Origin of the sequence: Streptomyces kunmingensis (assembly GCF_039533535.1) — a bacterium.
In the GTDB taxonomy this organism is placed as follows: domain Bacteria; phylum Actinomycetota; class Actinomycetes; order Streptomycetales; family Streptomycetaceae; genus Streptomyces; species Streptomyces kunmingensis.
Genome location: NZ_BAAATS010000067.1, coordinates 20,231 through 34,181 on the forward strand (window position 1 = coordinate 20,231; position 13,951 = coordinate 34,181).

Genomic DNA, 13,951 nt, shown 5'->3' on the forward strand with positions numbered 1-13,951 from the left:
AACTGCTCATTTCTGCGAGCGGTGAACGGGCTCGCCGCCCGCGCCCCTGGTGCACGGGGGCGCGAACGGCTCCGGCCTCCGCTGACGGATCAACCACCTCCGGTGATTGACCACACGGGAAGCGAGCACCAGGAGAGCTCCTTGGTGTTCAGGTCGATGTTGCAGACGCTGAACGTGACGTGACCGCTCTCGTCGAAGCTCTTGTTGAGGTTCGTCCAGCCGGCCGCCACGCCACGGTCGTTGTAGATGACCCCGCTACGCGGTCCCCCGATGCCCCGGTAGTCCCACTCGATCGCGACGGGCTCCCCCTCCGCGTGGGTGTCCTGCAACCAGAACCACTCCCCGTGGGGCTGGAAGCAGGCGTCTCCCACAAACGCCTGCTCGACACAGGTGACCTTGCTGGGGTCCGGCCCCACCGAAGTGTCGGTCGTCCGCTGGAGACCGTCGGCTGCGGACGCCGGTGAGCCGGCCAGTCCAACGGCCAGAACGCCGGCGAAGAATCCGCCTGCGACCATATGACGCTTACGCATTGTTCATCCCCCTGATGATGGATTGGCCTCTTCGCCCCGAGACCGGGGCGCATTGCCAGTGAAGCCATCCCGGACGGCCGCGATCAACGGCAAGTGGTTGTCCGGGACAGACCCAGACAACCGACGCAATGTCCGGGCAGGTCAGAGAGGGCGGCCGAGTGCGTGTCCGAAGGAGCCCTCACCTCCGGCGGATCCGGATCGCGTGCGAATTATGCGGATCCGGCGCCAGCGGTCGCGCCAGAAAACCGACGAGTCGGCGACGTAGTGGGCGAAGACGTCGCGGCGTCCGGTAATGCTCAGCCAGCCAGCGCACGCCGGATCATCTCCGCCAGCGCCTTGGCGGCCTGCCCGAGCAAGTCCCACCCCGCGCCTATTCCCGCCCACGGGCGCCGCATTGTGGGCCGTTGTCCTCCATTGGGGAACGGCAGAACCCCGACAGAGGAATGTCCCGCAGCTGCACGACACGTGGGAACCCGCCGGCCAGACGTTCCGGACGGGGAGTCATACCGGGGGCGGCTGGGTGGGCAGGAATCTGGGATGTCGACCTACGTGCCCTCGCCCGATGAAGTCGCCGCCGCGCAAAGCGCTGACGGTGGGTGGACGAAGAAGCAACTGGCCGCCTGGGGCGTCCCCTGGCCTCCCCCACAGGGCTGTAGGAAGCACCTTGAGGCGAAGTGGCGAGGCGGCGCGGAGGTCCCGCCGCTTCGTAACCCGCACGAGCCTGACCAGGAAGCTCTGTTCTGAGCCGGGCGGGGCGATGCCACCGGTTCCTCTCTGCCTGGGTCTTCTTGCTGCCACACAGAGCGGGCCGGCCCGGCGAGCGCGGAGACGACGTCGTTGCTGCGAGTGTCGGTGCCGTGGTGTTGGTGCCGTTCGGGTCGATCAGGTTGATCGGGTCGCCTTCGGCGTACAGGGCCAGTTGATTGCCGGGACGGTGGCTACAGCCAGATCCAGTCCGGGCTGCCCGGACCGTAACTGTGGAGTCGTTCACTCCCATACGTCACGGGCAGCCCGCCAGGCGGGGCTGCCGACGTAGTGGTTCGTTGTCGAACCTCTGTGAGGAGGCGGGGATCTCGTTCGCGTCGGCCTCGCCACGCATGACCCGGCCGAGCAGGAGCAGTGCACCGCGACAAAGGCGGTTCTGTCATCACGCCGGATGACCAGTTCGCCATGTAGGTGAGCTGCCGCAACGGCCCAGGACGTCGTTCGGCGTCAGTCGTCAGTCGTCGTCGGAGCGCCTGAGTGCGAGCTGATGATGGACGGCGGCGGTCACCCGAGGTTCATCGTCGGTGGCGAGGAGGTCGAGCAGGACGCCGCGCAGAACGGGCATCGCAGCGGTGCGACGGACCGATCCGGCCTCGGCGTCCCGCTGCGGTTCGGGCGGACAGGCGGCCAGGAGGTTCAGCCAGTCCTCCACCGTGACTTCGGCGAACCCGGCCCAGGGCCCTTCGGGCTCGACGAGGGAGCGAGTGCACGCCTCGGCCCACAGGCGCAGCAGCGGACAGTGTTCGCCGGCGGCGAGCCAGGTCCAGACCCGCTCGGCCGCGGTGGCCAGGCCGACAGGGTTGTCCTCTTGGCGCAGCTGGGCCAGGACCGCCGGCTCGTGCACGCGGGCCCGCTCCAGGAGGGCGCGTACCAGTCCGTCCTTGCTCCCGAAGAGAAACATCAGGACCCGGGTGCTGGAGCCGATCGCCTCGGCCAGCGGGCGCAGCGACAGATCCGCGAGACCGTGGGCGAGGGCATAGCGGTAGGCGGCTTCGAGCAGTTCGCTCTGTCCGGCGGACGGCAAATCGTGCTGCGTCGCGCCGACCGCCCCGGCGATCTGGGCTGGATGGTCATGGCTACCTCGTGAGTCAGACCTGGTCCCTCGACCTCTCACCCTGCCGGGCATAGCAGCACTCCCGTACCAAACCGCGCGCCACCTCGCCGCCCTCCTCATCTGGGCACGGCGATGACGGTGCGGAGTCAGCCGTTCAGTCGTAGAAGAAGAGCTCAAGGTCTTCGATGGACCCCGGCCCGGTGAAGAAGCCCTCGGCTTTCGCGACCTCGGCTTCTGGTGGCAGTTCGCCCTTCATGAGCTGCTGCATCCAGATTTCTCCTTGCTCGCCGACCGCGTAGATGCCAGACAGCAACTCGGTCATGCCGGCAGGGTGCGGCGGGTTGCGCCCGGCGACCGGTCGGAGCGCCCAGCCGCCCGAGCGGGCCGCGAGCCGTAGCACCCCGGCCCAGTTCGCGATCCTCCCGATGCGTACATGCCATGAGTCCTCGGTGAACGGGGCCATGCGCCCACCATGAAGAGGGTTTGTGGCGGCGCGGATGTCCGCGATCACTTGCCGTTCCACGGCGTCGCGGACCCAGCGACCCTCCTGCGCTTCTTCGATGGCGGCCTCCCACCACTTCCACCCGCCGTCGAGTCGGTCCGTGAATGTGTCCATGTGGAGAGGCTTCCATGCACGCTGCCGCAAGCGTTCAGGGGGCCGCCGATCAGTGGATCAACCCGTCTAGAAGACAGGCCCTACCTGGTCTCGCCCGTCCAGCCAGGGAGGTGCTGAACCTCGTGTGAGGGCGTGATCGGAAAGCTTCGAGTTGCGGCTGGCCGTCGCGGAGCTGGAGTGCTCGGTGGCGTCCGACGGCCCCGCGCAGGGCCGGGCGCGGGCGCCGTCCGCGGATGTTTCCTGACCGGATGCTGCCGGGTCAAGCCTGGTCTAGCCCGCCGGAAGGGGCCGCGCGCAGGACTGCGGCGAACGCATGGAGGCCTGACAACAGCTCGTGTCGTGCGGCAGCCGGCATCTCTTGCAGGACAGCGCTGAGAGTGCGAGCTCGTTGCACAGCTACGTTGTCGAGGACGTCCCGCCCCCTCCGGGTGAGCACCAGGCCGATCTCGCGTCGGCTTGCGGGGGCGGGTGCACGGCGGAGCAGGCCGGCCGCTTCGAGACGGTCGCACAGTCGACTCGCCGCGGACGGTGCTACACCGATCTCCTCGGCAAGCGTTCTTAGATTGATTGCCGGAGACGCCTGAGTGGCGAAGAGCGCCTGCAATTGCAGTGCGGACAGTTGCGGAGTGCCGGTTCCAGAGGCTCTGGCCCATAGGGATGTCAGTGCGTCGACGGCCTCGAGGGTGGTTGCGGTCACGGCGTGGGGGAAGTTCGTGAGTGGACCGGGGAAGTCCGGGCGGCCGTCGATGTCCATGGATCGGGCGTGCACCTCTCGGTGGCCGAGGCTCTGGGGGTACACCACGTCTGCCCGATCTGGCGCATCTATCCCTCATCAGCCGGACTGCGCAGGGAGTTCCCTCAGATGGAAGGCCGCCACCGGAGCGCGGATACACTTATAAATAGTTGATGTAGAACAACATTTCGACGATGCCCCGCCTGCCCAGGCGGCCGGCCGGCCGGTATCCAGACCGAGGGTCGCGCCGGCCTGCCTCGGGGTACTACCGGACGAGCGGGTGACCCAGGCGGTGCCCGAGCTGTGGAGAAGGCTGCTGTGACGAAGTTTCTGGCCGTGGAGCGCGCGATTCGCGGTGCCGCACCGTACGACCTGCTCGACACGGCGCGCACCGCTGTGATCACGCATTACGGCGCGCTGTACGTCGACCTTCTGATGGCCGACTACAGCCTCCAGGTCCTGCAGCCCGTCACGGTGATGCCGCACACCGCGCCGCCCCTGCCGGTGCACTCGACCCCTGAAGGCCGCGCGTTCGCCAGCCAGGAACCCTACGGGCATACCGTGACCGACGAGGGAGCGGTTGACCTGTTCCTGCCCGTGACCGTGCGCGGTGACCGACTCGGCATCCTGTCCGTGCGCCTCCCCGACGAGCACTGCACACCGGAGGCGGTCGAGGAACTGACCGCCCTGGCCGAGATCCTCGGCTACGCGGTCGTCGTCGCCGACCGCGACACCGACATCTACCTACAGGCCCGCAGGGCCACCCGCCTCACCTTGGCGGCAGAAATGCAGTGGCAGCTGCTGCCCGGACGCGCCTGCTCCCGCGCCGAATACACCATTGGAGCCCAGCTCGAACCCGCCTACGCGATCCACGGCGACAACTTCGACTGGGCCGCGACCGCCGAGACGCTCACCCTCACCATCATGAACGGCATGGGCGAGGGCATCGAGGCCTCTCTCCTCACCAACCTCGCCGTCAACGCGCTGCGCAACGCCCGCCGGGCCGGCATCGACATCGCGGACCAGGCCGCCCTCGCCGACCAGGCCCTGTACGCCCAGCACCGAGGTGAGCAGTACGTATCCGCCCTCCTGCTCTCCTTCGATCTGGAAACGGGGCGGGTGCAAGCGGTGGACGCCGGATCTCCCCAGCTGTGGCGCCAGCGCGGCCGAACCGTGGAGCAGATCCCCTTCGAGGCACAACTGCCGCTGGGCATGTTCGAGGAGACGGACTACGTCGCCGAGGAATTGCAGGTACTGCCGGGCGACCGTCTGCTGTTCGTCAGCGACGGCGTCTACGCGGCACTCTCCGAGAGCGGCGAATCCTACGGAGAGCGGATGCTCTCAAGAGCGATCAGGGAGGCGCGCCTGCTGCCCGCTGCGGCCGTGCCGCGCGCCGTTCTGCAGGAACTGGCCGGCTATCTGAAGGCCGACCTGGATGACGACGCTCTCGTCGTATGCCTGGACTGGACGGGCCGCAAGCCCAAGGGCTGAGAGCCTGTCTTTGAACCCCCGTCGTCCGCGCGGAGCGCGGGCGCAGCGGCGGTCGGTGCGTGCGATCGGTGTGCGGAGTCCCAGGTCATGTGGCGGAGCCACCTGTCTTGGGACACCGTGCGGCGAGCGTGCGTGCCGGGCGTCGGGGCGCAGACGGGGGTTCAAAGACAGGCTCTGAGTTCTGGGACCGTTCCGCCGCCCCGCGCAGGGCGTTGCCTGCGCGGGCGCTCGGCCGGTTCTCCGCACGCCTGCTTGTCGAAGGACTGGGTAGGCTGCAATTAGTTCCGCGAGGCAATTACTGTCATAGTGCAACAGTCTCCCAGGTGGATGTGATCCACCACGTGAACTGTCCGGGCAGGTCACACAGGAAACAACGGTACGTACGAGACGGGGAGCCGATGGACTGGACGGACGAACGCGGGATGGGTGAGGGCATACGGTCGTCACAGCAACGGGGACCCCTGTGGTTGATCGAGCTGGCCGGCGACTTCGATCACACCGACGTCAACACCCTCGCCGAGACCACCGCGCACGCGCTGCGCTCCCACGAGGGGCCGGTCGCCTTCGACTTGAGCGCCGTGACGTTCTGCGACTCATCCCTGCTCAACCACTTCCTCCAAGTGCGCCGGCAACGTCCGGTGCATCTGGTTGGCCTGCCTGCGCAGACACGACGGGTCTTTGAGATCACCGGAACACTGGCGGCTTTCAGCGTATTCGCCACCGTGCAGGACGCCCTTGACGCAGCCTCCACCTGAAGAGGGCGGACAGCACGCCTGTAATCATCCTGCCGCCGCGATGTCTCGGCTGTGAGAGCCTGCGAAACTCGGGCGAACATGTCCGATCTCGCTGGAGATGCGGGCTTGTCAATGCGTTTCGTCGTAGGCAGGACATACACGAAGAAGAGACACTGTCGCACCACGTGTCACATCTGTGACGGCGCAGTGGGGTGGCGCGAATGGGAGACGTTTTTGGGTACGAAGGAAGACGCGGCAGAAGCAAGCAGCGCCACGGACGATGCTGAAGCCGTTCTCGGACTGGTCGCCGACCCTGGCCTGTCGGCCGAGCTTGTGAAGTCGATCAGCCGGGAGCTGCCTGCTCTGCTCGCGGAGCGGGAGGACGGCCGGGAGCGCTGGCGGGTGGAGACCTCGCTGCAACTGCTGCCCTTGGACGAAGACGGTTCGTTGCCGCTGCTCGACATCGGCCGTCGCCAGTGCGAGGAGCAGGGCTGGGATGTCACTGTCCTGCTGACCGAGCTGCCGCGTCGCGCGGGTAAACAGCCGGTCTTCGCCGACTACCACCCTGAAGCCGGGGTCGGGCTTGTTTCTCTGCCCGCTCTGGGCGTGTTTCGGGTGGGTAGGCGGGCGCGCGACACGATCGCGTACCTGGTGGCCGAGCATCTCGGGGACAACGCTCGGTCCGCGACCACAGATGCGGTCGAGGAGCAGAAACTACCCGGGCCCGGACTGGGATTCCCTTGGGAGATCGTCAGCGACAGTGAAGAGCGGCGCGCTGACGCAGAGGAGGGCGGCGGTGACGAATCCGACGTCCGGCTCGGCTCTCAAGGTGCGTCCCTGCACCTCGCACTGCCGGGGGTGCGCGGCAAGCTCCAGCTGCTGACCGGGATGGTGCGGACCAACCGTCCTTGGCGTCTGGTCCCGAGCCTCTCGCCCGCCCTGGCGGGCGCCGCTGCCGGCGCCGCGTTCGGTGTGTTCTATTCCAACATCTGGCAGTTGGCGGACGCCTTCAGCACCGGTCGACTGATCCTGGTGAACGCGGCCGCGGTACTCGCGATGATCGCCTGGCTGATCTTCGACAACGGCCTGTGGGAGAGCCCGAAGAATCGCCGTCTGCGTTCCGAATCGGCGTTGTACAACTCGGTGACGACACTGACGGTGCTTTTCGGTGTCCTCTGTATGTACCTGTTGCTGTACGTCGTCACGCTCTGCGCCGCGTTCGCTGCCATTCCTACCGGCTATCTTGCGATCACGCTCCGGCACAACGCCGGCTTTCCCGATCTCGCGACCATCGCGTGGCTGTCCGCTTCCATGGGGACGATCGCCGGCGCTCTGGGCTCCGGTCTCGCGGGCGAGGACGCTGTACGTCGGGCTGCCTACAGCGAACGAGAGCTTGAGCGTCAGGCGCAGCGCGAGAAGGAAGAGAAGCGGAACGACCGCGAGGCGACACGCGCCGAAGAGAACGAGAGTTGAGGGCCCCGGCGCCGGCCCTGGTGACCGGAGCGACCCGGGTGCCCGCCGTGTGAGCGCCGGCATCGCCTGGCGGGTGCCTATGGGTTCCTCCTATAGGCACCCATACGGCTCCCATACGGCGTAGGGACTTCGGTTCTCTGCCCCGAATGGCCCCTCTTCATCGGCGAAATGCCTCCCAGCCGGCCCGAGGCACTGCCCTGTTGTCCCTCGAAAGTCGGGGGCTTCAAGCGTGTAATGACATGTGAAGGGCGTGTTGTCCTTCCTCGTCGCGCAGGAAGGGGAGCGTCATGGCCACACCCCAACAGACCCCCCGCTACCTGCGACGTGCCACCGCGTGCGCCGCAGTACTTGTCGTGGGAGGGGCCGGCTCAGCAGTCGCTCACAACCCTGCTGTCTCCACCGCCCCGGCGCCGAACGGTTCGTCGGTCACGACCAGCGACATAGGGCGCGGCGGCAGCCCCGTCTCCTCCGTCGACCGGGTAGCAGATTTCTACGGCAGCTACATCGACGTACGGTACGACTCGGGCCCGGACCCGCTGAACACCTCACTTCGAGCCCACTACCTCACGCATGACCTGCAGCACACCCTGTCGCGTTGGGAAGCCGTGCACCACAAAGACGGCGTACTGCGTGGAAACGTGACTCCGGTGGAGTGGCGAGTCGTCTACCACGACAGCGGGATGGGGCACTGCTGGTCGACCGTCACCCTGACCTGGAAGAGCCGGGGCCATCACCACACCCACCACACCCGTCTGATGGTGCAGTCCGATCTCGCCACGCGGCTCATCTCCGATATCCGCGAAGCGTGACGACCGGCGGAGAGTGCACGGTCCGAAGGTCCGTTGTACATACCGACGGCGCAGGGAGAAATATCCGTAGAGAGAGGTGATCGTCATGGCCGCCAAGGAGTGGACCGTTCTCATTCGCATCACCGAGGAGGGCGACGAGACCCGGGCCCGCGCCGAACTCACCGCCCCTGGATCGTCGATGACGGTCTTCGGCCGTGGTGCGGCGCGGCGGAACCCCATCGACCGTCCGGTGCCGGAGATAGGTGCCGAACTCGCCGTCAGCCGCGCCCTCGAGGACCTGGCCCTGCGCGTCCACGATGTCGTCACCAATGACATCGTGGAGCTGACCGGGCCCGTCGACCCTTCGCACCGGACGCTCTGAAGGGCACGGTCTCGATGACCGTTCTGGTCGCGTACGCGAGCGCGGCAGCGCCGTGCACGACGGAGCCTGGCTGCCTGAGGCGGCCGACTACGTCCGGCGTCGGTGTACGGAGTCCCGCGCACGGCCAGTGTGGATGTTCAGCGTCGGCATGGCCGCAGCTCTCCCACGTCACCGGCGGGGACGGAACACCTTCCGGCTGCTGGGGTGCCGCTACGGGGACTTCCGCGACTGGACCGAACTCGACGCAGGGACGGACGACGCGGCCTCGGGTGATCGAGTCGTACGCCTGTCGCCCGGCCGACCTGCGCCGACCGGACCGCACGGGCCCCATGCCCCTCCCCCGCGGCCCGTCTCGTGGCGGCAGCGCCTTCGGGACGCCGGGGACTCGGTCCGGTCCCCGTTCAACAGATACGCGGCAGCTGTTCCCCGAGCGGCAGGTCCATGATGCGTCGAGCACCGACCAGCGTGCGCAACACCACTTGGCCCGGAACCTCGTCACCGGCCTCTCCGATACGAGCCGCGTGCCGCCCCTCGGGCCGTTGCCGTAGCGCCTGCAGAGCGGCTTCGGCCGACCGGGGCGCGACGAAGGCCACGAAGCACCCTTCGTTGGCCACGACAAGGGGGTCGAGCCCCAGGAGATCGCAGGCGGCCGCGACCTCGGACGGTATCGGAAGTGCGCATTCCTCGATCTCGACACCTACCCGGGCGTCCCGCGCGATCTCGTTGAGGACCGCGGCGACCCCGCCGCGTGTCGGGTCGCGCAGCGTGTGGATGTCGGCACCGAGGGGAGTGAGTGCCCTCACGAGGCCGTGCAGCGGTCGGGTGTCCGAGACGAGGGTCGTCTCGAAGCCGAAGCCCTCTCGGGTGGAGAGCACGGCGGTGCCGTGCAGGCCGATGGGTCCGGAGAGGAGGACCTGATCGCCGGGCCTGGCGCGGGCGACGGACGGCGTGAGTTCCGGGATACGCCGGCCGATGCCCGTCGTGGTGAGAAAGAGCCGGTCGGCGGCGCCGCGGCCGACGACCTTGGTGTCACCGGTGAGGACGGGGACGCCGATGCCGCGGGCGGCTTCGCCCGCCGACCGCAGGACGGAGCGCAGTTCGGCGAGCGGGAGGCCCTCCTCGGCGATGAGCGCGAGGGCGAGCCCGACGGGCAGGGCCCCGCGCATGGCGAGGTCGTTGACGGTGCCGTGCACGGCCAGCGAGCCGATGTCGCCGCCGGGGAAGACCAGGGGGTCCACGACGAACGAGTCGGTGCTGATGACCAGGTCGCTCGCGCCCGGCAGCACGGCGGCGTCCTCCAGCATGCCCCCGGGCGGCGTTCCGAGCGCGGGTAGGACGAGCTCTTCGAGGAGTTCGGCGCTCAGTCGGCCCCCCGCGCCGTGCCCCAGCAGGAGTGCTGTGTGCTCGGTGCGCGGCGCCGGGCAGGCAAGGGTCATGGTGTGCTCCTCCCGGACGACGTGCGTGCCGTGAACCGCTGTCGGGCGGCCTCACCGGGGCGCTCAGGCGATGCGTGGGGGACGCGGCCCGCAGAGTAATAGGCGGCGCAGGTCCCTTCGGCGGAGACCATGGGAGCACCCAGCGGAGTGCGCGGGGTGCAACGGGTGGCGTAGGCACCGCAGTCGGTCGGCCGGGCGGCTCCGGTGAGGACGGCGCCCGCGATGCATTCCGGGTCCTCCTCGGGGTGCAGGTCGGCGACGTCGAAGCGGCGTGCGGCGTCGAACCGCTCGTAAGGCGACGTGAATTCGAGGCCGCTCCGCGGGAGGGTGCCGATGCCGCGCCAGGCCCGGTCGGTGACGCGGAAGACGCGGGATATCGCGTCCTGAGCCTCCGGGTTGCCGTCCCGGCGTACGGCTCGGACGTACTGGTTCTCGACGAGGTGACGTCCGCGCTCCAGTTGTCGGACCGCCATGAGCACACCTTCGAGGAGGTCGAGCGGTTCGAAGCCGGTGACGACGATCGGCACGCGGTATCGGTCGGCGATCGGCTCGTAGGCGCTCCAGCCCATCACCGCGCAGACGTGCCCGGCGGCGAGGAACGCCTGTACCTCGCAGTCGGGGTCGTCGAGCAGCGCGGTCATCGCGGGCGGGACGAGCACGTGGCTGACGATGACGGAGAAGTTGGTCAGGCCGAGGCGGGCGGCGTGCAGCACCGCCATGGCGTTGGCGGGGGCCGTCGTCTCGAACCCCACCGCCAGGAACACCACGTCCTTGTCGGGTAGTTGCACGGCGAGCTGCACCGCGTCCATGGGGCTGTAGACGACACGGACGTCGGCGCCGTGAGCGCGTAGCGTCAGCAGGTCGGTGGTGGAGCCGGGCACGCGGAGCATGTCACCGAAGCTGGTGAGGACTGTGCCGGGGCGGTTGGCGATCGCCATGGCGCGGTCGAGGGTCTCCAGCGGGGTGACGCAGACCGGGCAGCCGGGGCCGTGGATCATCCGGATGCCGGCGGGCAGCAGTTCGTCGATGCCCTGGCGGACCAGGGTGTGGGTCTGGCCGCCGCAGACCTCCATGATCCGCCAGGGCCGGGTGGCGGTGGCCGTCAGCTCGGCGAGGAGTCGGCGGGCCAGGACGGGGTCACGGTATTCGTCGAGGTACTTCATCGCGGCTCGGGCTCGGTGTCCGGGCCGGCGAAGTTCATGCGGATGTCGACCACGCCCTCCACCGCACGGGCCAGGCGCGCGGCGACGGGGACGAGGTTGCGGTTGCGCAGGGCCCCGCCGAACGTGACGACGCCTTCGGTGACGGAGACGGTGACCGGCTGGTCCGGGAAGAGGTAAGTGGTCACGGTACGGCTGACCTCCTCGGCGATGTCCTCGTCGGAGCGCAGGAAGACCTTGAGCAGGTCCGAGCGGCTGACGACGCCTTCGAGGATGTTCTCCGCGTTGACGACGGGCAGTCGTTTGATCTTCCGGTGGGCCATGATGCGGGCGGCCTCGGCAAGCGTGGCGTCGGCATGGACACAGACGGCGGGACTGGTCATCAGCTCGCCCGCGCTGACGGCTCCCGCCTTGGCCAGGTCGGACAGCCGGCTCAGCTGGTCGTGCCGGTCGGGGTCGGTGTCCCGGAACTCCTCCTTGGGCAGCAGGTCCGCCTCGGAGACGACGCCGACGACCCGGCCCTCGCCCTCCTGGACCGGCAGCGCGCTGACGTTCCACTGCCGCATCAGTTCGACGATCTCCTTGAAGGGGGCGTCGCGGCCGACGGCGACGACGGTATGGGTCATCACGTCACTGACGATGTGCGGGCTGGTGCTCACGGCTGCCTCCTCGATGACGATGGGAGTCGCTCGACGGTGAGGTCGAGGAAGTGGGTGGAGCAGGAGATGCACGGGTCGTGGTTGCGGATGGCGCGCTCGCACAGATGCGTCAACTCGGCATCGTGCAGGCCGCCTTCGGTAAGCGCCGCTTCGGCGACGCGTCGCAGTTCCTCCTCGATGGCGCCCTGGTTCTGCGCGGTGGGCGGGACGAGACGGGCGTCGGTGACGGTGCCGTCGGCGGCCAGGGCGTAGCGGTGGTAGAGCAGTCCGCGCGGGGCCTCGGTGGCGCCGTGCCCGATCCCGGCGCGCGGCGGCACGTCCACGTTCGGCCGCGCGGGCTGTTCGTAGCCGTCGATGATGCGCAGTGCCTCGTCGACCGCGTACACGGTCTCGACGGCGCGTACGAGGATGCTGCGGAAGGGGTTGCGGCACACGGCTCCTTTGCGCGGGTCGCCGAGGCCGGCCGCCTGGGCGGCTTCCAGCGCGGTGGGCGACAGGGACCGCCCGTTGATGGCGTAGCGGGCGAGCGCGCCGGTGAGGTGGCGTCGCCCGCGCAGCGTGGCATGCAGGGCCGTGGAGTGCGGGACCTGTTCCTCCACGACTTCCCGGGTGAAGTCCGCAAGGGGGAACTGCCATGTGTCCTCCGCCTGTCGGCCCAGCACGCACGGGGTGCCGCTCTCGATGGCGTACCGGTCCGGTTCGTGCAGGGCAAGGAAGTCGTGGTCGGCCTCGGCGTCGGGGAAGTCGAACGCCGACACCCAGCGCACGGTCGTCCACGCGTCCTCGAGAGCGCGGCGCAACTGCTCGGCGACCGGACGCAGTGAGGCCTTGTCCGGGGTCCGGTGGAAGCCGCCGACGCGGACATTGACGGGGTGGATGGCACGCCCGCCGAGCAGTTCGAGCAGCGCGTTGCCCGCCTGTTTCAGTCGCAGGCCTCGCTCGACGTCGGCGCGGTGGGTGCGGGCGAGGTCGATGGCGCCGTCGCGGCCGAGGAAATCGGGGGCGTGCAGCAAGTAGATGTGCAGAGTCTGGCTCTCGATCCACTCCCCGCAGTACAGAAGTCGACGCAACTGCCGGATCGCGTGCGGAACTTGCACCCCGCATGCGTCCTCGATCGCCGCGCAGGCGCTCATCTGGTAGGCGACCGGGCAGATCCCGCACACCCGGGCGGTGATGTCGGGCGGCTCGGTGTGCGCGCGGCCGCGCAGGAACGCCTCGAAGAAGCGAGGGGGCTCGTATATGTGCAGGCGGGCGGCGCTGACGGTGTCGCCATCGACCGTCAGGTGCAGGGCGCCCTCGCCTTCCACGCGGGCCAGCGAACCGACGTGCAGGACGCGCGTTCCGCGATGGGTCACGGCCGGGGCTCCTCATCGAAGGTGTCGAACGCATCGAAGGCGACGGCGTTGAAGGTGCGCAGGAGGCGCTCGGTGTCCCGTTCGTCGAGACCGTCGCGGCGCAGCAGCGGGATTAGGGCGGGCAGGTTCACGGATCCGGAGGGGCCGAAGCAGCCGTAGCAGCCGCGCCCGTACGCGGGGCAGAGCGCGCCGCAGCCGGCGTGGGTCACGGGTCCGAGGCAGGGGGTTCCGTGGGCGACGGTGACGCAGACGGTGCCGCGCCGCTTGCACTCGAAACAGACGCTGTGGTTCGCGATGTCGGGCTTGCGGTCGGCGAGGAACGCCGTGATGACCTCGAGGAGTTGACGGCGGTCGATCGGGCAGCCGCGCAGTTCGAAGTCGACGTCCACGTGTGCGGAGACCGGTGTGGACGTGGCGAGGGTGTCGATGTAGTCGGGGAGGGCGTAGACGGTGCGCCGGAACTCCTCGACGTCGGCGAAATTGCGCAGCGCCTGGATGCCGCCCGCCGTGGCGCATGCGCCGATGGTGACCAGATGGCGTGAGGCGGCGCGGATCGCTCGGATCCGTTCGGCGTCGGCGGGCGTGGTGATCGAACCCTCGACGAGCGTGAGGTCGTACGGCCCGGGCAGCACCGCGCTCGACGCTTCCAGGAAGTGCGCGATCCGTACCTTGCCCGCCAGCGCCAGCAGTTCGTCCTCGCAGTCCAGGAGCGTGAGCTGGCAGCCGTCGCAGGAGGCCAGCTTGAAGACGGCGAGCGTCGGGTTCTCCACCATCG

The 13,951-nt window shown here is 68.8% G+C and carries 14 protein-coding genes and 1 pseudogene; 5 read left to right on the top strand and 10 right to left on the bottom strand.

The window, feature by feature from the left end:
• Positions 1 to 89: 89 nt before the first annotated feature.
• The 5 genes and pseudogenes from ABD366_RS42075 to ABD366_RS42095 all read right to left on the bottom strand — a co-directional run bounded on the left by ABD366_RS42075 (position 90) and on the right by ABD366_RS42095 (position 3,719).
• Positions 90 to 530, bottom strand: a complete 441-nt coding sequence (locus tag ABD366_RS42075; RefSeq protein WP_324770295.1) for a hypothetical protein — start codon at positions 528 to 530, stop codon at positions 90 to 92.
• A 987-nt stretch (positions 531 to 1,517) separates the two neighbouring features.
• A pseudogene (locus ABD366_RS42080) lies at positions 1,518 to 1,650 on the bottom strand (cupin domain-containing protein); the annotation flags it as partial.
• A gap of 99 nt (positions 1,651 to 1,749) precedes the next feature.
• Positions 1,750 to 2,319: a TetR/AcrR family transcriptional regulator gene (locus ABD366_RS42085; protein WP_324770293.1), complete on the bottom strand. Its 570-nt coding sequence runs from the start codon at positions 2,317 to 2,319 to the stop codon at positions 1,750 to 1,752.
• Positions 2,320 to 2,503: 184 nt separating this feature from the next.
• Positions 2,504 to 2,965 carry a hypothetical protein gene (locus ABD366_RS42090; protein WP_324770291.1) on the bottom strand — a complete coding sequence of 154 codons (462 nt, stop codon included), beginning with the start codon at positions 2,963 to 2,965 and terminating at the stop codon, positions 2,504 to 2,506.
• Between the two features lie 259 nt (positions 2,966 to 3,224).
• Entirely contained in the window at positions 3,225 to 3,719 is a 495-nt protein-coding gene (locus ABD366_RS42095) for a MarR family winged helix-turn-helix transcriptional regulator (protein WP_324770290.1), read from the bottom strand.
• A 297-nt stretch (positions 3,720 to 4,016) separates the two neighbouring features.
• Between ABD366_RS42095 and ABD366_RS42100 the strand changes: the two genes are divergently transcribed.
• From ABD366_RS42100 to ABD366_RS42120, 5 genes are all read left to right on the top strand, one after another.
• A complete protein-coding gene (locus ABD366_RS42100; RefSeq protein WP_324770288.1) occupies positions 4,017 to 5,189 on the top strand; it encodes a PP2C family protein-serine/threonine phosphatase in 1,173 nt (390 codons plus the stop codon).
• 422 nt (positions 5,190 to 5,611) lie between these two features.
• The gene (locus ABD366_RS42105; RefSeq protein WP_344443582.1) at positions 5,612 to 5,944 is read left to right on the top strand and encodes an STAS domain-containing protein; all 333 of its coding nucleotides are present in this window, start codon (positions 5,612 to 5,614) and stop codon (positions 5,942 to 5,944) included.
• 213 nt (positions 5,945 to 6,157) lie between these two features.
• Positions 6,158 to 7,396, top strand: coding sequence for a hypothetical protein (locus tag ABD366_RS42110; RefSeq protein WP_324770285.1), 1,239 nt, complete (start codon positions 6,158 to 6,160; stop codon positions 7,394 to 7,396).
• Between the two features lie 287 nt (positions 7,397 to 7,683).
• Positions 7,684 to 8,205: a hypothetical protein gene (locus tag ABD366_RS42115; RefSeq protein WP_324770284.1), complete on the top strand. Its 522-nt coding sequence runs from the start codon at positions 7,684 to 7,686 to the stop codon at positions 8,203 to 8,205.
• A gap of 85 nt (positions 8,206 to 8,290) precedes the next feature.
• Positions 8,291 to 8,566: a dsRBD fold-containing protein gene (locus ABD366_RS42120; protein WP_324770283.1), complete on the top strand. Its 276-nt coding sequence runs from the start codon at positions 8,291 to 8,293 to the stop codon at positions 8,564 to 8,566.
• A gap of 401 nt (positions 8,567 to 8,967) precedes the next feature.
• Here the strand turns inward: ABD366_RS42120 and hypE are convergent, their stop codons facing one another.
• From hypE to ABD366_RS42145, 5 genes are read right to left on the bottom strand one after another with little or no spacing between them, the layout of a single operon-like run.
• Positions 8,968 to 10,002, bottom strand: a complete 1,035-nt coding sequence (gene hypE / locus ABD366_RS42125) for a hydrogenase expression/formation protein HypE (RefSeq protein WP_324770281.1) — start codon at positions 10,000 to 10,002, stop codon at positions 8,968 to 8,970.
• Complete coding sequence (gene hypD / locus ABD366_RS42130) at positions 9,999 to 11,165, bottom strand: hydrogenase formation protein HypD (RefSeq protein WP_324770280.1); 1,167 nt, start codon at positions 11,163 to 11,165, stop codon at positions 9,999 to 10,001. Before hypD ends, hypE begins: the two co-directional genes overlap by 4 nt.
• The gene (locus ABD366_RS42135) at positions 11,162 to 11,821 is read right to left on the bottom strand and encodes a CBS domain-containing protein (RefSeq protein ID WP_324770279.1); all 660 of its coding nucleotides are present in this window, start codon (positions 11,819 to 11,821) and stop codon (positions 11,162 to 11,164) included. Before ABD366_RS42135 ends, hypD begins: the two co-directional genes overlap by 4 nt.
• On the bottom strand, positions 11,818 to 13,176 hold the full coding sequence (locus ABD366_RS42140) for a Ni/Fe hydrogenase subunit alpha (protein ID WP_324770277.1): 1,359 nt from the start codon (positions 13,174 to 13,176) through the stop codon (positions 11,818 to 11,820). The genes ABD366_RS42135 and ABD366_RS42140 overlap by 4 nt, the downstream gene beginning before the upstream one ends.
• On the bottom strand, positions 13,173 to 13,949 hold the full coding sequence (locus tag ABD366_RS42145; protein ID WP_324770275.1) for an NADH-quinone oxidoreductase subunit B family protein: 777 nt from the start codon (positions 13,947 to 13,949) through the stop codon (positions 13,173 to 13,175). The genes ABD366_RS42140 and ABD366_RS42145 overlap by 4 nt, the downstream gene beginning before the upstream one ends.
• Between the last annotated feature and the right edge of the window lie 2 nt (positions 13,950 to 13,951).

What these genes read in the sequence shown, in the direction of transcription:
- ABD366_RS42105 (WP_344443582.1), top strand. Translation starts at nt 5,612, where the DNA reads ATGGGTGAGGGCATACGGTCGTCACAGCAACGGGGACCCCTGTGGTTG.
- ABD366_RS42120 (WP_324770283.1), top strand. Translation starts at nt 8,291, where the DNA reads ATGGCCGCCAAGGAGTGGACCGTTCTCATTCGCATCACCGAGGAGGGC.
- hypD (WP_324770280.1), bottom strand. Translation starts at nt 11,165, where the DNA reads ATGAAGTACCTCGACGAATACCGTGACCCCGTCCTGGCCCGCCGACTC.
- ABD366_RS42145 (WP_324770275.1), bottom strand. Translation starts at nt 13,949, where the DNA reads ATGGTGGAGAACCCGACGCTCGCCGTCTTCAAGCTGGCCTCCTGCGAC.
- ABD366_RS42075 (WP_324770295.1), bottom strand. Translation starts at nt 530, where the DNA reads ATGCGTAAGCGTCATATGGTCGCAGGCGGATTCTTCGCCGGCGTTCTG.
- ABD366_RS42095 (WP_324770290.1), bottom strand. Translation starts at nt 3,719, where the DNA reads ATGGACATCGACGGCCGCCCGGACTTCCCCGGTCCACTCACGAACTTC.
- ABD366_RS42115 (WP_324770284.1), top strand. Translation starts at nt 7,684, where the DNA reads ATGGCCACACCCCAACAGACCCCCCGCTACCTGCGACGTGCCACCGCG.
- hypE (WP_324770281.1), bottom strand. Translation starts at nt 10,002, where the DNA reads ATGACCCTTGCCTGCCCGGCGCCGCGCACCGAGCACACAGCACTCCTG.
- ABD366_RS42090 (WP_324770291.1), bottom strand. Translation starts at nt 2,965, where the DNA reads ATGGACACATTCACGGACCGACTCGACGGCGGGTGGAAGTGGTGGGAG.